Origin of the sequence: Streptomyces sp. TRM49041 (genome assembly GCF_008271805.1) — a bacterium.
GTDB lineage: Bacteria > Actinomycetota > Actinomycetes > Streptomycetales > Streptomycetaceae > Streptomyces.
Genome location: NZ_VSRY01000140.1, coordinates 38372 through 64545, shown reverse-complemented (window position 1 = coordinate 64545; position 26174 = coordinate 38372). Strand labels below are relative to the sequence as shown.

29 protein-coding genes are annotated in these 26174 nt (G+C 72.2%); 11 read left to right on the top strand and 18 right to left on the bottom strand.

Annotation, left to right across the window (positions count from 1 at the left end):
• Positions 1 to 51: 51 nt before the first annotated feature.
• From FVS66_RS18345 to htpX, 4 genes are all read right to left on the bottom strand, one after another.
• Complete coding sequence (locus FVS66_RS18345) at positions 52 to 765, bottom strand: TrkA family potassium uptake protein (protein WP_149182247.1); 714 nt, start codon at positions 763 to 765, stop codon at positions 52 to 54.
• Positions 758 to 2131: a potassium transporter TrkG gene (locus FVS66_RS18340; protein WP_149182246.1), complete on the bottom strand. Its 1374-nt coding sequence runs from the start codon at positions 2129 to 2131 to the stop codon at positions 758 to 760. The genes FVS66_RS18345 and FVS66_RS18340 overlap by 8 nt, the downstream gene beginning before the upstream one ends.
• 182 nt (positions 2132 to 2313) lie before the next feature.
• Positions 2314 to 2898, bottom strand: coding sequence for a PspA-associated protein PspAB (locus FVS66_RS18335; RefSeq protein WP_149182245.1), 585 nt, complete (start codon positions 2896 to 2898; stop codon positions 2314 to 2316).
• A gap of 20 nt (positions 2899 to 2918) precedes the next feature.
• Entirely contained in the window at positions 2919 to 3836 is a 918-nt protein-coding gene (gene htpX, locus FVS66_RS18330) for a zinc metalloprotease HtpX (RefSeq protein ID WP_149182244.1), read from the bottom strand.
• A 192-nt stretch (positions 3837 to 4028) separates the two neighbouring features.
• Here htpX and FVS66_RS18325 point away from each other — a divergent pair, with 192 nt between their 5' ends.
• Positions 4029 to 4250 carry a hypothetical protein gene (locus tag FVS66_RS18325; RefSeq protein WP_149182243.1) on the top strand — a complete coding sequence of 74 codons (222 nt, stop codon included), beginning with the start codon at positions 4029 to 4031 and terminating at the stop codon, positions 4248 to 4250.
• A gap of 211 nt (positions 4251 to 4461) precedes the next feature.
• A complete protein-coding gene (locus FVS66_RS18320; protein ID WP_149182242.1) occupies positions 4462 to 4917 on the top strand; it encodes a TerB family tellurite resistance protein in 456 nt (151 codons plus the stop codon).
• 68 nt (positions 4918 to 4985) lie between these two features.
• On the opposite strand, the gene FVS66_RS18315 is transcribed toward FVS66_RS18320, so the two are convergent.
• Positions 4986 to 5954, bottom strand: coding sequence for a M56 family metallopeptidase (locus FVS66_RS18315; RefSeq protein ID WP_149182241.1), 969 nt, complete (start codon positions 5952 to 5954; stop codon positions 4986 to 4988).
• Between the two features lie 4 nt (positions 5955 to 5958).
• Positions 5959 to 6378 (bottom strand): BlaI/MecI/CopY family transcriptional regulator, encoded by a 420-nt coding sequence (locus tag FVS66_RS18310; protein ID WP_149182240.1) that lies wholly within the window; start codon positions 6376 to 6378, stop codon positions 5959 to 5961.
• A gap of 326 nt (positions 6379 to 6704) precedes the next feature.
• On the opposite strand from FVS66_RS18310, the gene FVS66_RS18305 reads away from it, so the two are divergent.
• The 4 genes from FVS66_RS18305 to FVS66_RS18290 all read left to right on the top strand — a co-directional run bounded on the left by FVS66_RS18305 (position 6705) and on the right by FVS66_RS18290 (position 9636).
• Positions 6705 to 7175: a hypothetical protein gene (locus tag FVS66_RS18305; RefSeq protein WP_149182322.1), complete on the top strand. Its 471-nt coding sequence runs from the start codon at positions 6705 to 6707 to the stop codon at positions 7173 to 7175.
• Between the two features lie 79 nt (positions 7176 to 7254).
• On the top strand, positions 7255 to 7809 hold the full coding sequence (locus FVS66_RS18300; RefSeq protein WP_149182239.1) for a toxin: 555 nt from the start codon (positions 7255 to 7257) through the stop codon (positions 7807 to 7809).
• Between the two features lie 46 nt (positions 7810 to 7855).
• Positions 7856 to 9064 carry an MAB_1171c family putative transporter gene (locus tag FVS66_RS35510; protein ID WP_149182238.1) on the top strand — a complete coding sequence of 403 codons (1209 nt, stop codon included), beginning with the start codon at positions 7856 to 7858 and terminating at the stop codon, positions 9062 to 9064.
• Positions 9065 to 9069: 5 nt separating this feature from the next.
• Entirely contained in the window at positions 9070 to 9636 is a 567-nt protein-coding gene (locus FVS66_RS18290; RefSeq protein WP_262387062.1) for a hypothetical protein, read from the top strand.
• Positions 9637 to 9733: 97 nt separating this feature from the next.
• Here the strand turns inward: FVS66_RS18290 and FVS66_RS18285 are convergent, their stop codons facing one another.
• Positions 9734 to 10453 (bottom strand): NAD(P)H-binding protein, encoded by a 720-nt coding sequence (locus FVS66_RS18285; RefSeq protein WP_149182236.1) that lies wholly within the window; start codon positions 10451 to 10453, stop codon positions 9734 to 9736.
• Positions 10454 to 10547: 94 nt separating this feature from the next.
• Between FVS66_RS18285 and FVS66_RS18280 the strand changes: the two genes are divergently transcribed.
• Positions 10548 to 11255, top strand: coding sequence for a TetR/AcrR family transcriptional regulator (locus FVS66_RS18280; RefSeq protein WP_187645581.1), 708 nt, complete (start codon positions 10548 to 10550; stop codon positions 11253 to 11255).
• 7 nt (positions 11256 to 11262) lie between these two features.
• Here FVS66_RS18280 and FVS66_RS18275 read toward each other — a convergent pair whose 3' ends face one another.
• From FVS66_RS18275 to crcB, 3 genes are read right to left on the bottom strand one after another with little or no spacing between them, the layout of a single operon-like run.
• The gene (locus FVS66_RS18275) at positions 11263 to 11625 is read right to left on the bottom strand and encodes a CrcB family protein (protein ID WP_149182235.1); all 363 of its coding nucleotides are present in this window, start codon (positions 11623 to 11625) and stop codon (positions 11263 to 11265) included.
• Positions 11622 to 11969, bottom strand: coding sequence for a DUF190 domain-containing protein (locus tag FVS66_RS18270; RefSeq protein ID WP_149182234.1), 348 nt, complete (start codon positions 11967 to 11969; stop codon positions 11622 to 11624). Before FVS66_RS18270 ends, FVS66_RS18275 begins: the two co-directional genes overlap by 4 nt.
• Entirely contained in the window at positions 11966 to 12406 is a 441-nt protein-coding gene (gene crcB / locus FVS66_RS18265) for a fluoride efflux transporter CrcB (protein ID WP_149182233.1), read from the bottom strand. Before crcB ends, FVS66_RS18270 begins: the two co-directional genes overlap by 4 nt.
• Before the next feature lie 144 nt (positions 12407 to 12550).
• Between crcB and FVS66_RS18260 the strand changes: the two genes are divergently transcribed.
• The gene (locus tag FVS66_RS18260; RefSeq protein ID WP_149182232.1) at positions 12551 to 12967 is read left to right on the top strand and encodes a four-helix bundle copper-binding protein; all 417 of its coding nucleotides are present in this window, start codon (positions 12551 to 12553) and stop codon (positions 12965 to 12967) included.
• Positions 12968 to 13011: 44 nt separating this feature from the next.
• Here FVS66_RS18260 and FVS66_RS18255 read toward each other — a convergent pair whose 3' ends face one another.
• Complete coding sequence (locus FVS66_RS18255) at positions 13012 to 13413, bottom strand: SsgA family sporulation/cell division regulator (RefSeq protein ID WP_149182231.1); 402 nt, start codon at positions 13411 to 13413, stop codon at positions 13012 to 13014.
• 210 nt (positions 13414 to 13623) lie between these two features.
• On the opposite strand from FVS66_RS18255, the gene FVS66_RS18250 reads away from it, so the two are divergent.
• Positions 13624 to 14031 (top strand): DUF6401 family natural product biosynthesis protein, encoded by a 408-nt coding sequence (locus tag FVS66_RS18250; protein WP_316248198.1) that lies wholly within the window; start codon positions 13624 to 13626, stop codon positions 14029 to 14031.
• A gap of 10 nt (positions 14032 to 14041) precedes the next feature.
• On the opposite strand, the gene FVS66_RS18240 is transcribed toward FVS66_RS18250, so the two are convergent.
• Entirely contained in the window at positions 14042 to 14812 is a 771-nt protein-coding gene (locus tag FVS66_RS18240) for a mechanosensitive ion channel family protein (RefSeq protein WP_262387061.1), read from the bottom strand.
• Positions 14813 to 15305: 493 nt separating this feature from the next.
• Here FVS66_RS18240 and FVS66_RS18230 point away from each other — a divergent pair, with 493 nt between their 5' ends.
• Positions 15306 to 16691 carry a D-alanyl-D-alanine carboxypeptidase family protein gene (locus FVS66_RS18230; protein ID WP_149182228.1) on the top strand — a complete coding sequence of 462 codons (1386 nt, stop codon included), beginning with the start codon at positions 15306 to 15308 and terminating at the stop codon, positions 16689 to 16691.
• Between the two features lie 45 nt (positions 16692 to 16736).
• Here FVS66_RS18230 and FVS66_RS18225 read toward each other — a convergent pair whose 3' ends face one another.
• The 4 genes from FVS66_RS18225 to FVS66_RS18205 form a co-directional block, all read right to left on the bottom strand.
• Positions 16737 to 17978 carry a DUF418 domain-containing protein gene (locus tag FVS66_RS18225; RefSeq protein ID WP_187645579.1) on the bottom strand — a complete coding sequence of 414 codons (1242 nt, stop codon included), beginning with the start codon at positions 17976 to 17978 and terminating at the stop codon, positions 16737 to 16739.
• A 145-nt stretch (positions 17979 to 18123) separates the two neighbouring features.
• Positions 18124 to 18663: a GNAT family N-acetyltransferase gene (locus FVS66_RS18215; RefSeq protein WP_149182227.1), complete on the bottom strand. Its 540-nt coding sequence runs from the start codon at positions 18661 to 18663 to the stop codon at positions 18124 to 18126.
• Between the two features lie 23 nt (positions 18664 to 18686).
• Complete coding sequence (locus FVS66_RS18210; RefSeq protein WP_222946949.1) at positions 18687 to 20669, bottom strand: alpha/beta hydrolase; 1983 nt, start codon at positions 20667 to 20669, stop codon at positions 18687 to 18689.
• Positions 20666 to 21184 carry an FBP domain-containing protein gene (locus FVS66_RS18205; protein WP_149182226.1) on the bottom strand — a complete coding sequence of 173 codons (519 nt, stop codon included), beginning with the start codon at positions 21182 to 21184 and terminating at the stop codon, positions 20666 to 20668. The genes FVS66_RS18210 and FVS66_RS18205 overlap by 4 nt, the downstream gene beginning before the upstream one ends.
• 80 nt (positions 21185 to 21264) lie before the next feature.
• On the opposite strand from FVS66_RS18205, the gene FVS66_RS35085 reads away from it, so the two are divergent.
• On the top strand, positions 21265 to 21441 hold the full coding sequence (locus FVS66_RS35085; protein WP_187645578.1) for a hypothetical protein: 177 nt from the start codon (positions 21265 to 21267) through the stop codon (positions 21439 to 21441).
• A 3-nt stretch (positions 21442 to 21444) separates the two neighbouring features.
• On the opposite strand, the gene FVS66_RS18200 is transcribed toward FVS66_RS35085, so the two are convergent.
• Together FVS66_RS18200 and cobN are read right to left on the bottom strand one after the other, a co-directional pair.
• On the bottom strand, positions 21445 to 22329 hold the full coding sequence (locus FVS66_RS18200) for an SDR family oxidoreductase (RefSeq protein ID WP_149182225.1): 885 nt from the start codon (positions 22327 to 22329) through the stop codon (positions 21445 to 21447).
• A 200-nt stretch (positions 22330 to 22529) separates the two neighbouring features.
• The gene (cobN, locus tag FVS66_RS18195) at positions 22530 to 26162 is read right to left on the bottom strand and encodes a cobaltochelatase subunit CobN (RefSeq protein ID WP_149182317.1); all 3633 of its coding nucleotides are present in this window, start codon (positions 26160 to 26162) and stop codon (positions 22530 to 22532) included.
• Between the last annotated feature and the right edge of the window lie 12 nt (positions 26163 to 26174).

Sequence of the window (26174 nt, the reverse complement as noted above, 5' to 3'; positions counted from 1 at the left end):
CAGGAGTCCGCCAGGCCGGGCCCGGCCCGGCTCAGCTCGTCTAAGCTCGGCTCAGCTCAGCTCGGCGAACGACTCCACCGCGTGCGTCTTGCCGGTGACGATGACGACGTCACCCTTCTCGATCACCGTCTCGGCCGTCGCGTACGTGAAGTCCTGCCCCGGCCGCTTGATGCCGACGACCGTCACGCCGTACTTGCTGCGCACCGCGCTCTCCCCCAGTGGGACGCCGGTAGCGATCTCCGGGGCGACGGTCTTCACCAGGGCGTAGTCGTCGTCGAACTCGATGAAGTCGAGCATCCGGCCCGTCACCAGGTGTGCGACGCGCTCGCCCATCTCGTGCTCGGGCAGCACCACGTGGTGGACGCCGAGCCGCTCCAGGATCTGGCCGTGCTGGCGGCTGATGGCCTTCGCCCAGATGTTGGGCACGCCGGCCTCCAGCAGATTCGACGCGATGAGGATGCTCGCCTCGATGTCCGAACCGATGCCGACGACCGCGCTGGTGAACTCGTGCACGCCGAGTTGCTGCAGGACCTCGGGGTCGGTGCAGTCGGCGACGGCCGAGTGGGTGAGGACGTCGCTGACCCGCTGGACCAGCTGGTGGCTGGTGTCGATGCCGAGGACGTCCCAGCCGCGCCGGGTCAGCTCGTAGGCCAGCGAGCTGCCGAAGCGGCCGAGGCCGATGACGGCGACGCGCTGGTCGCTCGGTTCGAGTTCGGCGAGGCGCTTACGGCGCCTGCGGCGCAGGTTGTGCAGGTAGTTACCCAATGACAGGTCGCTCCTCGGGTAGCTCGTACCGGCGGGTCCGCTCGCGGAGTGCGAGCGCCGAGACGAGTGTGACCGGTCCGAGCCGGCCGACGAACATCAGCAGAATCACGATGAGCTCTCCGGAGACCGGGAGGTCACCGGTGATACCGGTGGACAGACCGACCGTGCCGAACGCCGACACGGCTTCGAACAGCACCGCCTGCAAGGGTGCCTCGACCACCGTGAGGAGCGCGAGCGTGGCGGCTGTCACGAAGCCCACGCCGAGCAGGGCGACGGTCAGGGCCTGGCGCAGGGCGTGCGGGGCGATGCGGCGACCCATGACCATCGAGTGCGGTTCGCCGCGCGCCTCGGCGACCATCGCGGCGGCCAGCACCGCGAACGTGGTCACCTTGATGCCGCCCGCCGTACCGGCGCTGCCGCCGCCGACGAACATCAGCGTGCAGGTCATCAGCAGCGTCGACGCCTCCATGGCGCCGATGTCGATGGCGTTGAAGCCGGCGGTACGGCTCATCGTGGAGTGGAAGAAGCCGTTCAGCAGCTTCTCGCCCCAGTGGAGCGGGCCGAGCGTGCCCGGGTTGCCCCATTCGAGCAGGCAGGTCAGCACGGTGCCGGTGAGCAGCAGCCCGGCCGTCGTGACCAGGGTCAGCTTGGTGTGCAGCGACCAGCCGCGCCGACCGGTCGTACGCCGCCGGTCGCGGTGCCGGAGCAGCTCCAGCAGGACGGGGAAGCCGAGACCGCCCAGGATCACGGCGACCGACACGGGCAGCGTCACCAACGGGTCGGAGGCGAACATGGTGAGGCTGTCGGGGCGCAGTCCGAACCCGGCGTTGTTGAAGGCCGAGACGGCGTGGAAGGCCCCGTGGTAGACGGATTCGCCGATCGGCATGCCGTAGCCGAGGCGGAAGCGCAGCGCGAGCCACGCGCCCACGGCGAGCTCGACGGCGGCGGTCGTCTTGCCGACGCCGATCAGCACCCTGCGTACGTCGCCGATGCCGAGGCTCTTGGTCTCGGCCTGCGCGGTGAGCTGCATGCGGAGCCGCAGCTTGCCGGAGACGAGGATGCCGAGCAGCGAGGCCAGGGTCATGATGCCGAAGCCGCCGACCTGGATGAGCGCCAGGATGACGCCCTCGCCGAAGCCGCTCCAGTACGTACCGGTGTCGACGACGACCAGGCCGGTGACGCACACGGCGGACGTGGCGGTGAAGAGCGCGGTGACGAAGCCGGTGGCGCCGCCGTCCTCGGAGGCGAGGGGCAGCGTCAGCACGGCCGTACCGCCGAGGATCACGGCGGCGAAGGCCATGACGACCGTGCGGGCCGGGTGTGTGGTGAACAGCTTCTGCCACACCCATGTCGCGCGTCCTGCCACTGCTGCTCCGGGCCTTCCCGTACGTGTCTCGGTCTGTCCGGTCCTGTCCGCGTCGACAGCAGGTCAACGGCCCGGCGGGTGGTCACCCTACCCCCGCCGGCCTCCCCACGCCCCGCCGGTACAGCTGCACGGATCCCCGGTCGGCTCGGGGCGCGGCGGCCGAAGCGCCGCCGGGCCGGCCGTCAGAGCCCCGGTGCGCCCCACACCGGGAACCACCGGCTCAGGTCCGGCTCCATCCGCAGTTCGTCCGCCAGCAGCGCCCGCACCTGCAACTCCAGGGCGTTGTCCCGCCGCTCCACCCCCGTGACCGGCGCGAACGGATAGAAGGAGCCCCGCTTGTAGAGGTACACGAGCGCCAGCACCCGCTGATCGTCCGGGTGCCGGAAGCCGGTCAGCGAGCACAGCAGATGCGGCCCGAACCCCCCGTCCTGCAGCAGCGTGTTGACCGCGTGCAGGTCATTGACGACCGACACCACGTCGTCCCCCGCGTGCCGCGCCAGCAGCCAGCTGTACCCGTACGCGTCACGGCTGAACTCCACCGGCACCCCGCCCCGCCCGGTGTCCGCGTCCAGCAGGTCCCGCACCTCGTCCCGTACGCGCGCGAAGGCCCCGCCCTCGACCCCCGCGAAACACACCGACCCGGCTCCCGTCGGCATGAACCCCGTCGCCGCCTCCAGAGTCAGCGCCGCACCCGGCACGCCGAACAGCTGGTCCAGGTCGGGACGTACCGGCTTGCTGCGCCCCAGCAGCACATCGAGGAACCCCACGGCCGACCACCCGCCCCTTCCTACCGCCCCAGCTGGGACGAGATCCGCGCCAGCTGGTCGAGCCGCCGCTCGAGCGGCGGGTGCGAGGAGAGCAGCCGCCCCAGGCTCTCCTTGGAGGAGAACGCCGGCGCGAACCAGAAGGCGTTGTACGGCTCCGCCTTCCGCAGGTCCCGCGTGGGGATCTGCCCCATCTGCCCGGTGACCTTCGTCAGGGCGGAGGCCAGCGACGAGGGGCGCCCGGTCAGCAGGGCTGCCGCGCGGTCGGCGGACAGCTCGCGGTACCGGGCCAGCAGCCTGGTCAGCAGGAAGCCGATGATGTACACGACCGCGCTGATCACCGGGATCAGCAGCACCGCCACCGCCGCGCCCCCGTCCCGGCTGTGCCCGGCCCGCCCGAAGCCGCCCCACAGCGCCACGCGCGCCATGGCGCCCGCCAGGACGCCCAGAAACGCCGCGATGGTCATCACGACGACGTCCCGGTGCGCGACGTGCGACAGCTCGTGGGCCAGCACGCCCTCCAGTTCGTCGGGCTCCAGCCGCCGCAGCAGCCCTGTCGTGGCGCAGACGAGCGCGGTGTTCTGGCTGCGCCCGGTCGCGAAGGCGTTGGGTACGTCGGTGTCGGCGATCGCCACGCGGGGCTTCGGCATGTCGGCGAGGGCGCAGATCCGGTCGACGGCGCCGTGCAGCTCGGGCGCCTGCTCCGGGGTGACCTCCCGTGCGCCCATGCTGTACGCCGCGATCCGGTCGCTGAACCAGAACTGCGCGATGAACAGCGCGCCGGCGATCAGCAGGATCAGGGGCCACGAGCCCCGCAGGAAGGCCATGAGGACGCCGACGAAGACGACGTACAGCAGCCCGATCAGGAACATGGTCGTCACCATGCGGGTGGTGAGACCCCTGTCGGGGACGTAGCGCGAGTGGGTCCGCGACGCTGACATGACACGCCTTTCTCCTACGCCGACACCTTCCACCATGGAGGGTCTTATGCCCCGATTGTCCACCATTGGGCGTTCACACATACGTTTCCGGCCGGTTTTCCACAGGTTCCCGCCGACTTCCCCCATGGAGCAGGCCGCCACCCTAGGCTTCTACACGCATGTAGATGACCACTGACCCGCAGGAGGGCCGCCATGGCTTCGATCGACCTGGACAAGGTGCTGGACAAGGCGTTCGCGGACAAGACCCTGTCCGAGATACTCGCCGCCCCCGTCTCCGCCCTGAAGGGCGTCTCGGACCGGGACGGCGAGCTGCTCCAGGAGGCGTTCGGGGTCAAGACGGTCGCCGACCTGGCCGATCTCAAGTACGTACGTCGGGCCCAGGCTCTGGCGGCGCTGGACACGTCCGCCAAGTAGGGGTCCGAGGGCCTTTCGCACACCCGGTCGCCGCCGAGGCCGTGGCCGAGATCGGCGACTTCTCCGAGGCGAGGAGGGCTCGGAGAAGGAGGGGTGAGACAGGCACCCTGATAACTTCTACATACCTGTAGAAGTTGCCGGGACGATCGGGCCCCCCTTCGGCCCGACCGTCCCCCGGCAGACACCCCCACCGCACGGATGGAGCGCTCGAATGGCCCTGTGGGACCGCATCAAGGAGTCCGCGTCGACGATGCAGACGCAGCTCACGGCGAAGAAGAACGACCTGAAGAGCGGTGCGTTCAGGGACGCGAGCATGGCGATGTGCGCGCTGGTCGCCGCCGCCGACGGCACCATCGACCCGTCCGAGCGGCAGCGCGTCGCCCAGCTGATCGCCACCAACGACGTCCTGCGGAACTTCCCGGCGGACGATCTGCGCCGCCGCTTCGAGGAGAACCTCGACAAGCTGACGGCCGACTTCGCGTTCGGCAAGGTGAGCGTGCTGCAGGAGATCGCCAAGGCGAGGAAGAACGCGGCGGAGGCGCGGGCTGTCATCCAGATCGGCATCGTCATCGGCGGCGCCGACGGCGACTTCGACAAGACGGAGCAGGCGGTCGTACGGGAGGCGTGCTTCACGCTGGACCTGCCGCCGCACGAGTTCGACCTGTAGACACACGCCCTCGCCGGTCCCTGGGGGCGGCCCGTACAGGGCGACGGCCCGTACAGGGCGACGGGCGCCTATACGGCGGTGGCGGCCCGCAGGACGGTGAAGAGGGCGACGGCCGAGTTGGCGGAGGAGAGCGCGGAGACCGCCGTACCGGCCGCCGCGCTCCACACGGCGAGCCCGACCGACGTGAACGCGGGCGGCCACACCCGAGCGGCCGGAGCGGGCCCGAGCAGCGCGGCGACCCTGCGCGGCACGGGCCCGCCCACCGCGAACCCCGGCAGCCCCACGCGCGTTCCCCGCGACACGAGCGCCGCCCTCCCGATCGCCCGCGCGACCACCCGCCGGTCACCCAGCGCGTCGGCGGCGTCCTCGTCGGCCCATCGCTCGGCGGTGTAGGCGACGGCGGTGCACAGCGGCCGCAGGAACGGGTTGGCCCGCGCGGCGAGCCGTACGGCCAGCAGGTACCGGTGATGGGCGCCGTCGAGATGCGCCCGCTCGTGTGCGAACAGAGCCCGCCGCTCCCTGGAGGCGAGCCGGTCGAGCATCCCGGCCGACACGACGACCCGCCCGGGCCAGGCCGGCCGCCGGCCCGTGCGCCGCAGGCGGCCGCCGCGCCGTCCCGGCAGGGCGTAGGCGTACGGGTCCGGGTCCGGGAGTACGGCGACGAGGGTCGGGCGGAGGCCGGACAGCGCCTGATGGGCGTGCCGGTGCCGGGCGGCGTGGCGCCACAGCGTGCGTGTGCAGGCCACCACGACGGCGAACAGCGCCGGTATGGCCAGTCGGCCGGCGACCTCGTCGTAGGGCAGCGCCGCCCGCACCTCGGGGTCCGACCAGCCGTCCGGCAGCGGATTGCCGGGCAGTTGCGCGGTGCCGACGACCATCAGCAGACCCAGGCACAGTGTGCTGCACAGCGCGAACACCCCGGCGACGCCCGACAGCAGCCGCGTCGCGGTACGCGGGTGCAGATGCTGTTCGGCGAGGCGGGCGATCGGCCACGCGGTCAGGGGCAGTACGAGCGGCAGGAAGACGAAGAACCCCACGACGTCACCCTTCCCCGTCGTCCCCTCCCCGGTCCTCCGCTCTGTCGGCGTCCTCCCCGAGGAGTTCGCGCAACAGCCGCTCGTCGCCGGGCGACAGGACGGTCACGAAGCTCGCCAGCACGGCCTCCCGGTCGGCCTCGGCGTCCAGGACGCGCCGCATGCGCAGCGCCGCGAGCCCGGCCTCGTCCGCCGTCGGGATCCACTGGAAGGACCGCCCGGCGCGCTCCCGGGCGACGGCGCCCTTGCCGTGCAGCCTGGTCAGGATCGTGATCACGGTGGTGTACGCGAGCCCGCCGCCGAGCCGCTCCTGCACCCACGCCGCGTTCACCGGCCCCGGTGCCTCCCGCAGCGCGGCCAGCACCTGCGCCTCCAACTGGCCCTGGGCGCGCCTGCGGCCACCCGAGGAGCCTGCCCGGTCGGTCATCCCGCTCGTCCTTCCGCCCTCGACCCGCACGGAGCCACTGCCGCACCCCCGTACCGCCAAGGTGCCATACTGCCGAGGTAGCCCTTCGCGCATCCCCCGTCGCGAAGGGCTACACCCCGTTCCGGGCGCCACTGGGCACACGGAATTCCCGCACGGACAAGGGACTCCCCTCGTGGCCCCCTGTCCGTGTTTTTTCGAGTTAACAGTGGCGTAGAGTGTTTACGCAAGCCCGCTCCGACCCGGAACCGCCCGGGACGGAGTCGGTACAGTACGGGCCCGTTGACTTGTACCGCGCAGAAGCGGCGGACGCGAACGTGGGGACCGGGATGGACGACGGCAACGGCGGCGAGCGCACCGCATCCGAGCTGAGAACGCTGCAGCAGAAGGTCGAGTACATGGTGGAGAAGACCTTCCCGGGCCAGAAGGTCTCGGGCCGGGCCTTCGCCGAACTGGTCAGGGAGCGCGGCGGCTCCCTCTCGCACAGCTACTTCTCCAACATCCTCGCGGGCAAGGTCACCCAGCCGTCGGAGGAGATCCTCAAGGCGCTGGGCCTGGGCTTCGGCGTGGACTGGCGGTTCTTCAAGGAGGAGTCGGAGGTCGTCGACGACGTCGTCGCGGGCCTGCAGTTCCTCGCGAAGCGCCGTACGGGCGAGATCAGCGGACTGGCCGGCCGGGGCGTCGACGAGGCGGGACTGCCCCCGGAACTCCTGGAGTTCGCGATGTCGCTCCTGGAGCAGACCAAAGGCGACAGACCGCCCCAGGACGAACACCCGGCCCCCGAAGGCAAGAACCACTGACGAACACGCGTCCGCACCGGTTGGCTAAACTCGCCGATCGCAAGTCACTCACACGCGTGACTCCGATCAAGAGGTCTCCATGTCCAAGCGGTCCATGCGCGAACTGCGGAAAGAGTGCGAGGCCGGGCTTGCCGACCTCCCCATCCCCGCACCGTTCAGCATCCCGGAGCTGGTCGCCAACATGGAGGCCGCCCGGGGACGCAGGATCGTCCTCCAGGAGCTCCCGGACCGGCTGGCCCGCGTCAACGCCGCCTGCGGCCTGCGCCTCAAGTCCGGCGACACCAGCTTCGTCCTGTACCGCCGGCGCCCGACCACGTACCAGACTCAGCACGTCATCCTGCACGAGCTGTGCCACGAGTGGTTCGACCACGGCACGTCCCTCGACGCGGAGCAACTCCGCCGCCTCCTCCCGGTCTTCGACACATCGCTGATCAACCGCGTGATGGAGTCGGGTACGACGATCCAGGCGCGCGCGCAGTACGAGACGCACGACGAGCGGGTGGCGGAGTTCGGCGCGTCGCTGATCCCGAGGCTGGCGCGGGACGTGTCGAGCGACGACATGGTGGGGCGACTGGCCAACTCGCTGTCGAGACCTGTGGCACACAGACGCAAGGGCATCTTCCGCCCCCGCTGACCCGGATCTCCCCTCCCTCACCCCCACCCCCCGAGGACGGATTCCATTGACCCCCCTGGACCTGGCCGGCTACCTCATAGCCGCCCTGATGACGGCCGTGGCGCTGTGGCGGATGCCGGCGGCGCTGTGGGGCGACGAGGAGGACAGACGCCGCCGGGCCCTGTGGGGCTGTTACGCGGGCTTCGCCGCCGCCCTGTGGACGAAGACCCGGTTCGTACGGACAAGCCTCAACAACAGCCCGGTCGTCGACCTGGCGGTGCTCATCAAGCACTACACGGCGACCATCGCGATCCTGGCGATCCTCAGCTACATCGTGGCCATCTACGGCTCGTACCCGGCGGACGGGGCGGTGCCGCGCCATGTGCGCTTCGCGCGCCTGATCCAGCAGGTGGCGGCGAAGGCCTCGGCGGCCACCCTGATCCTCCTCACGGTCCTGTTCTTCACGGTGGTGGACCGCTCGGTCCCGTCGGACCGCTTCGTGTCGGACCACGCGGGCCAGTGGGGCGCGTCGCTCTACATGACCGTGTTCTACCTGTACTTGGGCGCGGCGTCGGCGGTGTGCGCGTACCAGTGGGCGCTGGCGACGGCGAACGCGCGGCTGCGCCATCTGCGGGTGGGCCTCGGGATGATGACGTTCGCGATGTTCATCGGGGTGGGGTACACGGTGAGCCGGACGCTGTTCCTGTGGATCAGCGTGGTGGAACAGCCGTCGGCGCAGTTCGCGAAGACCTTCGACAAGACGACCGAGACAGCCCAGATCATCCTCTTCGCCTTCTTCGCGCTCGGGGCGTCGATCCCGGCGTTCAGCAAGGGCTGGCGGCGGGTGCGGCTGTGGCGGGCCCAGGTGGCGCTGCACCCGATGTGGCGGGAGCTGATGACGGCGTTCCCGGACCAGCCGTTCGCCCCGCCGGCGTCGCTGGCACGTGAGCTGACCCGGTTCGACACCCCCGCGGACCTGCGGGTGGACCGGTGGGCGGCGGACATAGCGGACGCGGTGGAGAAACTCCGCCACTACGTACCGGACGCGCTGCTGCCGGCGGCGCGGGACGTGGCGGGTTCTGCGGGCCCGCTGGCGGACGCGTACTGGATCAAGGCCGCGCTGGCGGCGAAGGCGGCGGGCGCGGAGGCGGGCGACGCGGCGACCTTCGAGACCCGTCAGGCGACGGACCAGGACGACGAGGTGGCGTGGCTCGTGCGGGTGGCGGCGGCGTACAGATCGATCCGTCAGGAGAACGCGAGGCAGCTCCTGTCATGACGGACATGGCCGCGACCGCCCGCAGGGTCACCGACACCCTCCAGCCCCGCAACGTCCTCCTGGTCGGCATGCTGTCCATCGGCCTGGCGGCGTCGGGCCACTGGACGGGCCTGCTGTGGGGCCTCCTGGGCGCCCTGTGCGCGGGCATCGTCCCGGCGGCGTACATCGAGTGGGAGCGCGGCCGCGGCAAGTGGGGCGACCGCCATGTCGTGGACCGCACGAAACGCGCACCGATCTTCTTCGTGATCCTGGGCTCGATCGGTACGGGCTCGCTGCTGATGGTCCTGGGGGATGCCCCTGGGGGCATCCTGGCCGCGATGCTGGCGCTGTGGGTGATGACGGTCGGCCTGCTGGCCGTCAACACGGTGTGGAAGATCTCGGTCGACTCGGCGGTGGCGTCCTCGGTCGTGGCCCTCCTCGCCTGCGTCCACTCGGCGTGGTGGCTCCTGGCGTACGCGATGACCCTCGCCGTCTGCTGGTCCCGCGTGGCACTCCGCTACCACACGACGGCCCAGACGGTCGCGGGCGCGTGCCTGGGGGCGGCGACGGCGACGGCGTACCTGTTCGTCTGAGGACCGGGCAGCGCCCCTCGCACGCCGAGGGCGTCACCGTCGAGGGGCCACTGATCAACAACCTCGGCCTCCCGAAGCTCCTCCGGCGGACCGAGCGTCAGTGATCCGAGCCGGCGGCGCCGCCGGCGTGGGCGAGGGCACTGGGGGAGAGGCGGCCGACGATCGCCGGTGCCTCCTGGACGAGCGCGTCGTCGGTGAGGGCCTCCACCATGAACAGCGCGAAGTCCACCCGGCGCGTCAGATCGCTGGCCAGGACCGGGTCGCCCACGTGCCGGCTCCACACGGGCAGGCCCTGGCTCTCGCCCTCCTCCAGGGAGCTTCCGCGCACCACGGTCCACCGGGAGTCGCTGGCGAAGACGCGGCGACACGCCTCCACCTGGTCGTCGATCTCGACGGCGCGGGCGAGCTTGCCCAGCACGGCGGCGATCCGGACACCCGCCAGGAACGTCCGCGAGTACGTGTCCTTGCCGTCGCGGGTGATGTGCCAGCCGCAGGAGAAGACCAGGCGCGCGCCGGGCCGTGCGTGGTCCAGCACCGCCTGCGCCGTGCCCGACGCGTACTGCCGCACGCCCCACGGCACCAGCACCGTCAGCACCCCGTCGCACCCGGCGACCGCCCGCCGGATCACCTCCGGGTCGTTCGTGTCTCCGGGAACGATGGTCATCCGGTCCTCGAACGCGGCCAGCTTCGGCACGCTGCGCTCCCGGCACACGCCGACCACCTCGTAGCCGCGTTCCAGCGCGTGCCGGACCATGTACTGCCCGAGCTTCCCCGAAGCCCCGACGATGCAGACCTTCTTCACACGATCCGTGCCCATGGCGCAGTCCTTTCGCCGGAATGTCGACCTTATCTTGTAAGGTACGCTAGCCTTATGCCGTAAGGCAGTCAACAGGAGCGAAGGAGAGGGGCGGATGCGCGAGGGAGGCAGGGGCCGGCGCGGGGCGTCGGCGCGCACACCGCTCAGCCGTGAGCGCGTGATCCGCACGGCGGTGGCGGTGGCGGACGAGAAGGGGTCGGCCGCGCTCACCATGCGGTCCATCGCCGAACCGCTGGGCGTCGAGGCGATGTCGCTCTACCACCATGTCGCGGGCCGGGAAGACGTCCTCGACGGCATGGTGGACGCGGTGTTCGGCGAGATCGATCTGCCGCCGCGCGACACGGACTGGAAGAGCGCCATGCGCCACCGCGCGGTCTCCGCCCGTGCCGCGCTCCGGCGCCATCCGTGGGCCGTCGCCCTGATGGACTCCCGGACCCGGCCGGGCCCGGCGACCCTGCGCCACCACGACGCGGTCATCGGCGCGTTGCGCGCCGGAGGTTTCTCCGTCCCCATGGCCGCGCACGCCTTCTCGCTGATCGACAGCTATCTGTACGGCTTCGTACTCCAGGAGCTGAGCCTGCCGTTCAGAGGCGCGGTGGAACTGGACGAGGTCGCGGGCGCCATCCTGCGCGACATGCCCGCCGACACCTACCCCCACCTCACCGAGCTCGTCACCGAGCACGCCCTCAAGCCCGGCTACGACTACGCCGACGAGTTCACCTTCGGCCTCACCCTCATCCTCGACGCCCTGCGCCCGGACGAGGACGCGAGCGCCAAGGCCCCGTCGAGCACGGGAGACTGAGGGCGCCTCAGCCCCAGAGGGCCCGGCCCGCCGCCACGCCCGCGAAGGCGGCGCCGACGGAGAGGACGGTGGTCGACACGGCGTTGGCCGCCGCATAGAGGGACGAGCCCGAGCCGGCCAGGCGAAGGGTCTCGTACGAGAAGGTGGAGTACGTGGTGAGGGCGCCGCACAGGCCCGTGCCCACCAAGGCGTACGCCGGGGTCGCCGTCGCCGCGCCCGCCAGGGCGCCCAGGGTGAGGGAGCCCAGGATGTTGACAGTCAGGGTGCCCCAGGGGAAGACCGTGTCGTGGCGGGACTGGACCGCGCGGTCCGTCAGGTAGCGGAGGGGGGCGCCCAGCGCGCCGCCCGCCAGGACCAGAAGCCAGGTCACCCGGCCGCCCCCCGGCCCTCGTAGCGGATGACCTCGCAGGGCTCCAGCGTCACCAGGCCACCGGCGACCAACTCGTCCAGCCGCGGGAGGAACCCGCGGATCTTCGCGTCCTGGTCGACGATCACCACCGCCACCGGCAGGTCCTCGCTCAGGGACAGCAGTCTGGATGTGTGGATCATCGATGAGGCACCGAAGCCCTCGATGCCCCGGAACACGCTCGCGCCCGCCAGCCCCGCCTCGTGCGCGCGGTGCACGATCTCCGAGTACAGGGGCCTGTGGTGCCACTGGTCCGACTCGCCGATGAGGATCGTCAGCCGGGTCGCCGCACCGGTCGGTCTCGTCATCCTCGCCTCCTCCGTGTCAGCACGCCCCGCGTCGCCCACGCCGCGAGCGCGACCGCGAGCAGTGCCGCCGACAGGGTTCCCAGAAGATACGACACAGCCGTCAGGAACCTGCCGTGATCCAGCAGCGCCCGTGTCTCCAGGGCGTAGGTCGAGAATGTCGTGAAACCGCCGAGCACGCCGGTCCCGAAGAACGGCCGCACCAGACGGTGCGGGCGCCACACCTCGTCCAGCGCCGCCATGAACACGCCCATCAGCGCGCAGCCCACCACATTCGTCCACAGTGTCGCCCACGGGAACGCCCCCGGCGCGGCGGGCCACAGCAGCGACACGCCGTACCTCGCCCCCGCCCCCATCGCGCCGCCCACCGCGACCGCGCCGATCAGCGGCCAGTCCACGGCGCCGGCAGGTGTCCGGAGAAGCGAGGGCGTCGGGGTCATGACCGACGAGCGTAGAGGAGCGGGGACATGTTGTTTGTCGCGCCAACCCCTCCCACCGCGTTTACCCCGCCCCCTGCGGCCTACCCGAGGCGACGGGACACAGGTCTCATAAAGGACACATCTACCCTTTGGGGGCGAATCACCATGGCTTCCATGGTCGTCGAAGACATGCTCCGCACCTACCCCGCCGACCTCGGCCAGGTCGACCGCCAGAAGCTCATCCGGTGCATCGAGGAGTGCGCCACCTGCGCGCAGGCATGCAGCGCCTGCGCCGACGCGTGTCTGTCCGAACCTCAGGGCCTCGACATGCTCGCCAAGTGCATCCGCACGAACATGGACTGCGCCGACATCTGCCAGGTCACCGGCGCGGTGCTGTCCCGGCACACCGGGTACGACGCGAACCTGACCCGCGCCATGCTCCACGCCTGCGCCGTCGCCTGCTCCACCTGCGCCGACGAGTGCGAGCGGCACGCCTCGGAGCACGAGCACTGCCGCGTGTGCGCCGAAGCCTGCCGGCGCTGTGAGCAGGCATGCAACGAGCTCATCGGGGCTCTCGGGTGATCCCTCCCGGGTGATCCGGGCCATCGGGGAGCTACCCGGCGGCATCAGGATCCTGTGGCGAGGAGTCGGGTCACCAGGGCGTCCACGTCCACCCGCTCCTCGCCCTCCGGCACCGCCTCGTACGTCCGCTCCAGGAACCGCGCCAGCGACTCCTCCCCCACCGTGAAGTCCGCCTCCCCGCACAACTCGATGTGCACGCCCGGCACCCCGGGCACATCCCGCGCCCCCTGCGACCCGGGCCATACGCGTACGTCGCCCTCCCCCACCGCGTGCCGCATCCCCTCCCGCAGCATCCCCCGGTCCAGCCGCCACTCCGCGTACACGTACTCACCGTCCGTGAACGCCACCCGCACCGCGTACGGGTCCCCATCGTCGTACGTCATATGGGCCAGCACGGGCAGTTCGTGCAGGCGCATGAAGAGCTTGTCGTGCAGGACCGCGTTCATGGGGTTCCTCCCGAGGCAGAAGTGGCGTCGAAGAAGTACGCCTCCCCAAGTGCCCCTCAGAAGCGACGCCTATCACGCCCGCCCCGATCCCGGCCGCCTCGCCGCCTCGTCCCGGCTCGGCTCGCCGACGGCTCGGCCGGCCACGTGAGATGGGTCGCATGCCGTCTTCGGGGCTCTTCGGACCGCCCGTCCCCCGCCTAACGTGGGCGGGTGCCTTCCCTGTCGCCCCTGTCCGACGTCGCCGCGGCGTACGCGCCGCGCCTGGCCGAGTTCGCCTTCGAGCCCGGCTTCGTCGCCGCCGTCGACCAGCATGTCGCCGCGCTGCGCGAGCGCATCGGGGCCGACGGGCCGGAGCTGGTGCCCGGCCCGCCGGACCACGAGCTGCTCTCCGACTACGCGCTCGGGTTCCTCGACGCGCTCGCCGAGAGCGACTGGGACGAGCCGCCCGGCTACGACTACGCCGTGTGCCGACTGACGGCCATCTGCTGGCTGGTCCACCGGTACGACCTGCTGGGCTCCGCCGAGCGCGACGCGGGCCCGGACCCGCACCTGGACCGGGACCCGGACCCGGACCCGGACCCGGACCCGGACCTGGACCTGGACTTGGACGCGGACTGAGTCCCGGCCGTCACATGGGGTCCATGCCGCCCCCGCGCTCCCGCTCCGCCCGCTCCCGCTGCTCCTGCGCCTGGGCCCTGGCGTCCTCGCGACCGGCCATGTAGGCGCTCGCGCCCGAACGGGCCTTGCCGGACTCCGCCTCCGCCGCGCCCATCCAGCGCTCGATCCGCTGCCGCATCGGCATGACGGCCCCGCCGCCGATGCCGACGATCAGGATGCCGGCCGCCGTGGCGAGCACCGCGTACAGCACCGGCTGCGTGACGGCCGTGGCGATGCCAGCCTGCCCCAGCGCCGCGATCACACCGAGCGCGACGATCACGCCCCACGCGATGGTCGCGACCGTGTTGCCGTACGAGACTCCCGACAGGACGCCCTGGACGATGTTCCGTACGGCGTTGGCGATGGCCATCGCGACGACCACCAGGACCAGCGCCACCACGGCCCTCGGCAGCCAGGCGACGACGCCGTCGATCATGTTGCTGACGGGGTTCGGACCGAAGACCCCGAAGGCCAGCTGCAGGGTCACGAGCAGCAGCCCGTAGTAGACGACCTTGCTGATGATCCCGGTGGCGTCGTACTCCGAGTTCTCGAGCATGCGGGACGAGCCCGCTCGCTCACTGAGCCGTTCGAAGCCGACCCTGCGCAGCACCCGGTCCACGATCTTGGCGATGAGCTTCGACACGAGCCACCCGATGACCAGGATGACCAGGAAGGCCACGAACTTCGGGACGAACTGGGCGACCCTCGACCAGGCGTCGGAGATGCCCTGCTGGAAGTCCACCGCGAGGACGGCGGAGGTGGTTGACGTGCTGCGACCCGAGTGGCCCTCCACTCGGCAAGCCCCCTCGGATGCCTACTCCTCGTGGATAGCAGCCATGCCGTTCGGCCCGCTCGTCCCGGCCGCTTCCGCCCCGCCATACGGATGACAGTGGTCAGAAGCGCTCCGGGTAGGAGACGGCGAGCGCGAGATAGCCGACCAGAGCGGCGGCCACGATGATGCCGACGACGTACTCGGTCATTTGGGGACTCCCGGTGTACGGATGGGTGACACGATGAAAGACGGCGCCCGCCCGGCTGCCGTTCCGCGTTCGAGGAAACCGGCCCCTACGCGCGCCGGGCGCGGCCTCGACACCTCCATAACGAGCGGGGGGCCCTCTTGGCGTATCCCGTACGCCTGGCTACGTATCCCGTACGCGCCCTTACGCGCGCATAGGCGTAGGCCGGTCGGCGCACATCGCTCTGCAGAACGGCCGTCTCCTTCCTACCGTGGCTGAATGATCGTCAGTTCTTCGGCACGCTTCACGGCAGGCGCGACCGGCCTCCTGCTCCTGGTCCTGCTGCTGCCGCTGCTGGTCCTGTCGTCGGCCGCGTCCGCCACCGGCCCCCGCCCCGGTGAGCCGATGCCGCCCCGGCCCAGCGCGCGCGTGGACCCGGCGGTCCTGCACCGGACCGGTACGCAGGTACGGCTGCCGCCCGGGGGCACGGAGCCGCCGTCGCTCTCCGCACGGTCCTGGCTGGTCGCCGACGCCGGTAGCGGTGATGTGCTGGCCGCCCGGAACGCCCATAAGCGGCTGCCGCCCGCCTCCACGCTCAAGGCGCTGTTCGCGCTGACCGTGCTTCCCCGGCTGTCGCCGAGCACCCGGCACACGGTGGCCGAGAAGGAGCTCACGGGCATCGGGGACGGCAGCAGCCTGGTCGGCGTCAAGGAGGACGTCACGTACCAGGTGGCCGACCTGTGGCGCGGAGTGTTCCTGCACTCCGGCAACGACGCCGTACGGGTGCTGGCCGGGCTGAACGGCGGCTGGGAGGCGACGGCACGGCAGATGGAGGCCACGGCGCGGTCGCTGGGCGCGCGGGACACGAAGGTGGTGTCGCCGGACGGGTACGACGCGCCGGGACAGGTCTCGTCGGCGTACGACCTGGCCGTCTTCGGCCGAGCCGGGCTGCGGAACCCGGACTTCGCCCACTACTGCGCGCTGCCCTACGCGTCGTTCCCCGCGGGCGGCTGGGCGTACGGCATCCGCAACACGAACCGGCTGGTGACCGGGGACGACGGGGTCGGCCGGTACCCGGGGATCATCGGCGTGAAGAACGGCTCCACCAGCGAGGCGGGCAACACACTGATCGCCGCCGCCCGGCGGAACGGGCGGACGCTGGTGGTGACGGTCATGGACCCGCGCTCGGGCGGCTGGCGGGCGGTGTACGAGGAGGCCAGGGCACTGCTGGACTGGGGGTTCGGGCCGGGGTCGGAGGTCCGGCCGGTGGGGTCGCTGCTGCCGCCTCGCCCGAAGGCCGCGTCGGCGGTGGAGGCGGAGGCGGGGCCGGCGGCGTCCCCGTCGGCCTCGGATTCGGCCTCGGATTCGGCCTCGGCTACGGCTACGGCTACGGCTACGGCGGCCGGCGACGCTTCGGCGGCCTCTGCGGCCTCGGCCTCCCGGGCGGCCTCCGCCAGGGAGGCCGCCTCGGCCGGTGGGTCACCGCCCGGCGCGACCCCCGGTGCCGCCGGGCCTGCTGCCACGCGCCCGGCGGCACCGGCCCAGGCGGCGGGGGACCGGCCCGGCGGCGAGGCACCGAACCCCGTCCTCCCGATCCTCGTCATCGGCTCGGCGTGCGTGGCCGCCGCCGCCCTGTGGACGGTGCGGCGGCGGACCGCGCCGTGAGCCGACGGCCGTAAGCCCGATCACCGCCCGTCCAGCGCTTTCCGGTCAGCTCCGCCGGAGCGCCCACCGCTGGACCGACTCCAGCGGGCCCGCCGAGAACCGGCGCAGCCACAGCGTGGACCCCACCAGCAGCAGCGCGGACACCGCCGCCCACAGGGCCATCACCCACCACGGCCTCCAGGTGTCGCCCAGCCGGGCCGCGAGGCCGAGTCCGAAGCCGTACGAGACGAGCGCGCACAGGACGTTCTGGAGGACGTAGCCGGAGAGGGCCGTGCGCCCCACGGACGTCAGGCCCCGCGTCATCGGGCCCGGGCGGACCACGCGGTCCACCAGCGCGCCGATCAGGCCGATGTACCCGACCGCCACCAGCGGCGCCGCCGCGTACCGGCCCAGCAGGAACCAGTCCTCGCCGCCCACCGCGCAGGCCACGTTCAGCGGCACCCCGAGGCCCAGGCCCCAGGCGAGCATCCGCGCCCGGATCCGCCGCCCGCTGTCGTCGGAGCCGAACGCGCCCGCCCGCAGCAACCGCACACCCAGCAGGAACAGGAACACCAGCAGCCCGGCCGACAGGACGGGTTCGATGCGCAGGGCGACGGCGTTCTCCAGCCGGAACGCGATCTGGTCGGACCAGCTTCCGTGCGCGTACAGGTCGACGACCTCGGGCGACACCGCCCCGTCGCCCGCGGCCTCGGAACCGTTCAGCGCGAGCGCGGCCGTCAGCAGGCCCATGACCGTCAGGTGCAGCCCGGCCGCCCACCACATGACCCGGCGGCGGGCCCGCGCCGAGCGGGTCAGCAGCCACGCCACGAACAGCGCCGTCACCGCGTACCCCATGAGCACGTCCCACGCGAAGACCAGCACGAAGTGCACGGTGCCCTCCGCGAAGAGGAACAGCGCCCGCCGGCGGTACCGACCCGGCCACGGCTGCCCGCGCCGCTCCGCCGACCCGTACTGGATGGCGAGGCCCGCACCGAACAGGATCGTCAGCAGCGACAGGAACTTACCGTCCGCCAGCAGCCGGAACACGCTCTCGGCGGCCTCGCCGAACGAACCGGAGAGGCCACCTCCCGCCGGACCGGCCGCCAGGACGCCCCACTCGCCACCGGGCGCGGTGAAGATCCACACGTTGGTCATCAGCGTGCCGAGGATCGCGACCCCGCGGAGCACGTCCAGCAGGGGCAGCCGCCGCCCCTCCCCCGTGCCGACCGGTCGTGTCGGCCCTTCTCCCGTCTTTCCCGGCCCCGTTGTCGGCCCCGGCCCCGTCCTCGGCCCCGATGTCGTCGTCATACCTCTCATCGTCGCGACGGCGAGGCCCGTCCTCGTCGTGACGGGGGACGAACCGCCGCTGCATCGAAGGATGTAGTGGGGACGGCGCCGGATCGAAGCACCATCCCGGACCGAAGAACCAGCGGGCCCGTCCTGCGGGCAGACCCTAGGTCGCGTCAGGCTTCCAGTCCTGGACGAGGAGCCCGAGCAGTACCTGGTCCAGGAACTCGCCCATCACCCAGGCCGAGGAGCGCAGTACGCCCTCGCGGACGAAGCCGTTGCGCTCGGCGGAGCGCAGCATCGCGGTGTTGTCCGACAGCGTCTCGATCTGCAGCCGCTGCAGGCCGCGCACGACGAAGCCGTAGTGGCACAGCACCGCGACCACGTCGGTGCCGTAGCCCTTGCCGCGGGAGGACGGCAGCAGCCCCAGTCCGATGTGCGCGGACCGATTGTGGTTGTCGATGCCCCACAGCACCGCGGTGCCGACCAGCGTGCCGCCGTCCAACTCCACCACGGAGAACTGGACGCGCCCCTGCTCCTTGTCGTCCACCACCAGCCGCGCGTCCTTCGACCCGGGCGTGATCGGCCGCCACGGCACGCCTTCGGCCCGCGAGGCGTTGACCACGTCGTCGTAGAGCTCGGCCCGCAGGATCGGGATGTCGTCCTCGTGCCGGGCCCTGAGCCCTACCTTGCCGCCCTTCAGCATGCGAGCTTCCTCCCGGAAAGGCACTAGTACGGGGTCTTCCTGCCCGCGATGTACGTGCGCAGCCGCCGGGTGTCCTGCTCGGTCCAGCCGTCCGGCGGTACGACGGCCGCCCAGCCGTCCACGGCGCCCGCCCCGTAGCGGTGGCCGTGCGGCGCCTGGACACCGTAGCTGACGGCCATGTCGACGGTGGTCTGCCAGAAGGCCACGAACGGGAACCAGTTGATCTCGGAGGTGATGTCGGGGCCCAGCGGCTCGTCCATCCACTCGGGCCGCTCGAACAGCAGGTCCGGGGACCACCAGACGATCGGGTCGGACGCGTTCTGCAGGTATACGACGCGCGGTGCCGCCCACGGGCCTCCGGCCGGGCGCCGCAGGTCGACCGCCGGGAACTGCGCGACGCGTACGTGCAGCCCGTTCCGGTACTGCGGCCGCCACACCGGGCTGCCCGGGTCGCGGTCCTCGCGCAACTGCCGGGAGAGCGGCGAGAAGTTGGGCGCGCCCAGCAGCAGGGCCCCGTCCGTGGCGTCCATGAGGTCCTCGACGGAGCCGAAGGACGCCTCGACCGCGTAGGCGCCCAGGCTCTCGCCGGTGACGACCAGCTTCGGGCGCCCGGCGGCCGGCAGCGTGTCCAGCCTGGCCCGTACGGCGTCGACGAGTTCGCGCGTGGCCTTGCCGGCCTTCTCCTTGTCGACGAGGAAGGAGACCCAGGAGGGGAGGTACGAGTACTGGACGGCGACGATCGCGGTGTCCCCGCCGTGCAGGTACTCCAGGGACTGGGCGACGTTCGAGTCGATCCAGCCGCTGCCCGTCGTGCCGGCGATGGCCAGCACCTTGCGGGTGAACGCCCCTGTGCGCTCCAGTTCGCGCACGGCGAGCCGGGCCTGCGCGCGGAACGGCGTGTTTCCGTCGTCCCCGTCGCCGAACACGCGCGGCAGCTGGGAGCTGACGTACACACGGACCGGGTCCTTGGCGGGGCGGCCGGTGTACGCGGAGATGTCGTGGCGCGTCGGCGTGGTGCCGGTGAAGTTGCGACCCTGGAAGCCCAGGTCCTGCCAGCCGAGCAGTGAGCCGGGGCCGCCGGAGACGTAGCGGGAGGCGGGGCGGGTGATGCCGTCCTTGGTGCCGCGGTTGGTGGCCTCGGCGATGCGGTCGGCGACGTCGACTATGCCCCGGTCGAAGACCACGTCCCGTATGCCGACGGTCACCGTCATCGCGGTGAGGGCCAGGCCCGCGCCGACGGCGACCGGTCGGGGCAGCCAGCCGCCGAGCGCCCGGATCAGCCGGCGCGCCCCCAGCCGTACGAGCCGCGCGACGAGGAGGAGCAGCGCGCACAGGGCGACCGCGGTCAGGGCGATCATCACGGTGTGCCAGGTGAGCGTGGGCGGCAGGCCCTGCAACTGGCGGAGCCTGCGCTGCATCTGGGCGCTCTCGGAGATGAGCGAGCCCGCCACGACCGGGCTGAGCAGCCAGTACGCCTGCCAGCCCCGGACGCGTACGGCCCTCCGTAACTCCGCGCGCGGCCGCCACCGTACGACCGCGCGCGGCAGGCCGCTGAGCGTAGCGCCGACCGCGTACCCGATCGCGGCCGTGATCCCGCCGATGACTCCCTGGAGGATCCATGGGCGGGGCACCAGAGAGGGCGTGAGGGACAGCCAGAAGAAGACCGTGGCGGCACACAGAGCGGTGAGGTCCGGCCAGCAGCGCACGACCCGGCGCGGGTCGGTCCGCTCCCGGTAGGGCAGCGCGGCGAACGCGGCGACCGCCCGAAGAGCGCTACGCGCGCGGGGGGCGGTGCGCGCCGGACGGCCCGGAGCGGGTGCGGGCCGGTCCGGCCCCGTCGTGTCGGCGCCGGGCGGCGCCGGGCCGGCCGGGTGGCTCGCGGCCGGGTGGCTCGGGCGGGTGTCGGGGGCCGGGTCCGGGGGCGGTCGGCGCGGTGTCGGGGCGGTGCCCGGAGCCGGCGGCGGGTGCTTCGCCGGTTCCGCGATGGACCGCCCCTCGGCACTCATGCGCCGAACGGTAGCCGTACGTTCGCCACGAACGCGAGCAGGTTGGCCCGCATCCGGTCGACCCGCTCCTCGACGGTGAGGGACTCCTCGTGGCGGGTGCGCAGGGCGGGCTGCCGCTTGCCGCGTACGTACAGCGGGCAGGCGAGGTCGGCGCAGATGTAGACGCCCACCGTGTTGCCGTCCCGCCCCGCGGCGCCCGCGCGCGGGGCGACGAGCAGCGAGACGCCCGACGACGCGTGCCCGGTCAGGCAGATCCGGCACAGACTGGACTTCACCGCGCTGGTCCTGGCCGCTTCCGGAACCCTCAGCGTGATGCCGACGGGCTTGCCGCCCGGAGCGTCCGGCGGCAGGACGATATGCGCGCGGAGCGGGGCTCCGGGGTCGCGCCAGCCCAGGAAGTCGAGGTCGCCCCAGGGGAGTTCGCCGAAGTCGGCCGGGAGTCTGAGCCGGGCCGCGTCGCCCTTCGAGCAGTTGACGAAGGACGCGCGGATCTGTCGGTCGGTGAGAGGTTCCACGTACCGGGACCGTACGGAAGGTGCCTGCACGCTGCATCTGATTTTCTGTTTAGCTCGCGCTGTGTGGGTACTCGGTGGCCATGAGTACACAAAAAGCGACAACAGGCGGCGGCGCCCAGACGCCCGCCACGCACCAGCCCATTTCGCTGGCCCAGGAGATCCAGGGCCGCGTGCGTACCTGCAGACCGGCACGCACGGACCGGGAGCCTGAAGACCCGGCGGCACAGGAGTGGAACATCGTGCTCGGCGAGGACTGACGCCTACCCGAGCAGGTGGGCGTAGCTCCTCGGGTGTTTCACCAGGTATTCGGGCAGTGTCATGGGCGCGTGTCCCGTCAGCCGCTCGACGGTGTCGGAGACCGCGCCCAGCTCCCCGCGCGCGATGGCCTCGTACGAGGTGACCCAGCCGTCGAGCTGCCACCCCTCGGCCCCGTACCCGCCCCGTGAGGCGTACGCCTCGTCGCGGGTCTCCGGCAGGTAGCGGATGGTACGGCCGGTGGCCCGGGACATCGCCTCGGCCGCCTCCGCGAGGGTGAACGCCTCGCCGCCCGTCACGTCGTAGGTGGCGCCGTCGTGCGCCGCCGGGCCGAGCAGCACGGTCGCCGCGACATCGGCGATGTCCTCGTGGGCGACGGCGGCGACGCGGCCGTTCCCGGCGGGGCCCCGGATGACCCCGTCCCGGCCGGTCATCGCCGGGATGCCCGCCAGGTACCAGCTGTCGCGCAGAAATGTGAACGACAGGCCGTCGTGGGCCCGGATGTACTGCTCGGTGTGCCAGTGGTCCCGGGCGAAGGTGAACGTGGCGTCGGGGGCGGCGCCCTGGAACGACAGGTAGACGACCCGGCCGATGCCCGCGGCCACCGCCGCGTCGACGGCGGTGCGGTGCTCGGTGACGCGGTCGGGGTTCTCGTGCCCCGACACCAGGAACAGCGTGTCGGCGCCGTCGAGCGCCCGGCGCATGGCGTCGGCGTCCCCGTAGGCGGCGGGTGGCGCCTTCACCGCGCCCGGGAGGTCCGGGAGGCGTGCCGGGTCGCGCCCGAGCTGCCGCAGCGGCACGCCCGCGACGGCCAGCCGGTCGGCGACGCGCCGCCCGACCCGGCCGCCGGCTCCGGTCACGGCCACGATCCCTGTCGGCTCTGCACCCATGCAGGCAGTCTCCGCCACGAGCGGATGCCCGTCACCTCGAACCGGTCCGGGTGCGGACCCTCCTCGTCACCGTGGCCGGGTCCGCTTGCCGCGTGCCGCTTGCCGCTTGCCGCGTCCGCCGTACGCCTCCGTCACCTCCAGGACGCGTGTCGTGATGCCCTCGCACCCCAGCTCCTTGTCCGCACCGCCGACCGTGAGCTTCAGGCGCCGTCGTCCTCCCCTTCGAGGTCGCCCTCGGTCTCCAGGAACACCTGCTTCAGGGCCTCCAGGACGGCCGGGTCGGGCTTGGCCCACATGCCGCGCGACTCGGCTTCGAGGAGGCGCTCGGCGATGCCGTGGAGGGCCCAGGGGTTCGCCTCCTGGAGGAAGGCGCGGTTCTCCGGGTCCAGGACGTACGTCTCCGTCAGCTTGTCGTACATCCAGTCGGCGACCACGCCGGTCGTGGCGTCGTAGCCGAAGAGGTAGTCGACGGTCGCCGCCAGTTCGAACGCGCCCTTGTAGCCGTGGCGGCGCATCGCCTCGATCCATCGCGGGTTCACCACGCGAGCGCGGAAGACCCTGGACGTCTCCTCCACCAGGGTCCTCGTCCGCACCGTCTCCGGGCGCGTCGAGTCGCCGATGTACGCCTCGGGAGCCGTGCCCCGCAGCGCGCGTACGGTGGCCACCATGCCGCCGTGGTACTGGAAGTAGTCGTCGGAGTCGGCGATGTCGTGCTCGCGGGTGTCCGTGTTCTTGGCGGCCACGGCGATGCGCTTGTACGCCGTCTCCATCTCGTCGCGCGCGGGGCGGCCGTCCAGGCCGCGGCCGTACGCGTAGCCGCCCCACACCGTGTACACCTCGGCCAGGTCGGCATCGGTGCGCCAGTCGCGGGAGTCGATGAGCTGGAGGACACCCGCACCGTACGTGCCCGGGCGCGAGCCGAAGATACGGGTCGTGGCGCGGCGTTCGTCACCATGGGCGGCCAGGTCGGCCCGGGTGTGGGCGCGGACGTGGTTGTCCGTGTCCGGCTCGTCCAGGGACGCCGCCAGCCGTACCGCGTCGTCCAGCAGGGCGACCGTGTGCGGGAACGCGTCCCGGAAGAAGCCCGAGATACGGAGCGTCACATCGATGCGGGGGCGGCCCAGTTCGGCCACCGGGACCGGCTCCAGGCCCGTCACACGGCGCGAGGCGTCGTCCCACACCGGGCGGATGCCCAGCAGCGCCAGGGCCTCGGCCACGTCGTCGCCGCTCGTGCGCATCGCGCTGGTGCCCCAGAGGGACAGGCCGACGGAGGTGGGCCACTCGCCGTTGTCGGTGCGGTAGCGCTCCAGGAGGGAGTCGGCCAGGGCCTGGCCGGTCTCCCAGGCCAGGCGCGACGGTACGGCCTTGGGGTCGACCGAGTAGAAGTTCCGGCCCGTCGGCAGGACGTTCACCAGGCCCCGCAGGGGGGAGCCGGACGGGCCCGCCGGGACGAAGCCGCCGTTCAGGGCGTGCACCGCGTGTTCCAGTTCGTTCGTCGTCGCGGCGAGACGCGGGACGACCTGCCGGGCGGCGAAGTCCAGGATGTCGGCCACGGCGCGGCCGTGCCCCTCCGCCACGGACCCCACGGCCGCCGGGTCCCAGTCGGCCGCCTCCATGGCCTCGACCAGGGCGCGCGCCTTCGCCTCCGCCTCGTCGGCCGTCGTGCGGGTCGCGGCGGACTCGTCCAGGCCGAGCGCCTCGCGCAGCCCGGGCAGCGCCTGTGTGCCGCCCCAGATCTGGCGGGCGCGCAGGATGGAGAGGACCAGGTTGACCCGCTCGGGGCCGGTGGGGGCGCCGCCGAGGACATGCAGACCGTCCCTGATCTGCGCGTCCTTGACCTCGCACAGCCATCCGTCGACGTGCAGCAGGAAGTCGTCGAAGCCGTCGTCGTCGGGCCGGTCCTCCAGGCCGAGGTCGTGGTCGAGCCTGGCGGCCTGGATGAGGGTCCAGATCTGCGCGCGGATCGCCGGGAGCTTCGACGGGTCCATGGAGGAGATCTGCGCGTACTCGTCGAGCAGCTGCTCCAGGCGCGCGATGTCGCCGTACGAGTCGGCGCGCGCCATCGGCGGCACCAGGTGGTCGACGAGCGTCGCGTGGACGCGGCGCTTGGCCTGGGTGCCCTCGCCCGGGTCGTTGACCAGGAACGGGTACACCAGCGGCAGGTCGCCGAGGGCCGCGTCGGGGCCGCACGCCGCCGAGAGGCCGGCGTTCTTGCCGGGCAGCCACTCCAGGTTGCCGTGCTTGCCCAGGTGGACCATGGCGTCCGCGCCGAAACCGCCGTCCGCGCGCGAGGAGGCGATCCAGCGGTAGGCGGCCAGGTAGTGGTGGGACGGCGGCAGGTCCGGGTCGTGGTAGATCGCGATCGGGTTCTCGCCGAAGCCGCGCGGCGGCTGGATGAGGACCAGCAGATTGCCGCGCCGGAGGGCGGCGAGCACGATGTCGCCGTCCGGGTCGCCTTCGGCGGTACGGGACCGGTCGAGGAACATCTCGCCGGGCGGCGGGCCCCAGTGCTCCTCCACCTGCTCGCGCAGCTCCGCCGGGAGCGTGGCGAACCAGCGCTTGTAGTCGGCGGCCGGGATACGGACCGGATTACGGGCGAGCTGCTCCTCGGTGAGCCACTCCTGGTCGTGGCCGCCGGCCTCGATCAGCGCGTAGATCAGCTCGTCGCCGTCGCCGGAGACCAGGCCGGGGATGTCCTCCTCGGGCCCGAAGTCGTAGCCCTCCTCGCGGAGGCGGCGCAGCAGGGCCACGGCCGACGCGGGGGTGTCGAGGCCGACGGCGTTGCCGATGCGGGAGTGCTTGGTCGGGTACGCGGAGAGGACCAGCGCCAGGCGCTTCTCGGCGTTCGGGATGTGGCGGAGGCGGGCGTGGCGTACGGCGATCCCGGCGACGCGGGCCGCGCGCTCGGGGTCGGCGACGTACGCGGGCAGGCCGTCCTCGTCGATCTCCTTGAAGGAGAACGGGACGGTGATGAGCCGCCCGTCGAACTCGGGCACGGCGACCTGGCTGGCGGCGTCCAGCGGGGAGAGCCCCTCGTCGTTCTCCTCCCAGGCGCCGCGCGACCCGGTCAGGCACAGGGCCTGGAGGACCGGCACGTCGAGCTGGGCGAGCGCGCCCGCGTCCCACGCCTCCTCGTCACCGCCCGCCTGCGCCTCGGCGGGCTTGGTGCCACCCGCCGCGAGGACGGTGGTGACGACGGCGTCGGCGCCGCGCAGCCGCTCGAGCAGCTCGGGCTCGGGGGCGCGGAGGGAAGCCACGTACAGGGGGAGCGCCCGGCCGCCGGCGTCCTCGATGGCGTCGCAGAGGGCGCCGACGAAGGCGGTGTTGCCGCTCATGTGGTGGGCGCGGTAGTAGAGCACGGCGACGGCCGGAGCGTCGGTGCCGGCCTCGGTCCTCCGGGGCGCCCGCTCCAGCGGGCCCCACGTGGGGGCGGGCGCCGGGGGCTCGAAGCCATGGCCGGTGAGGAGGACCGTGTCGGAGAGGAACCGGGCGAGCTGGTCCAGATTGTCCGGTCCGCCGTGCGCGAGGTAGGCATGCGCCTCGGTGGCGACGCCGATGGGGACGGTGGACGCCTCCATCAGCTGGGCGTCGGGGGCCTGTTCGCCGGTCAGGAAGACGACCGGCCGGGCCTGTGCCCTGAGCAGGTCGATGCCCTCCTCCCAGGCACGCAGGCCGCCGAGGAGGCGTACGACGACGAGGTCGACGCCGTCGAGGAGCCCGGCCAGGTCGTCGACGGGGACGCGGGCGGGGTTGGCGAACCGGTACTCGACGGGACCGCCGGCCGCACGGGCGCTCAGCAGGTCGGTGTCGGAGTGCGACAGCAGCAGGATCACGGCGTGCCGGGC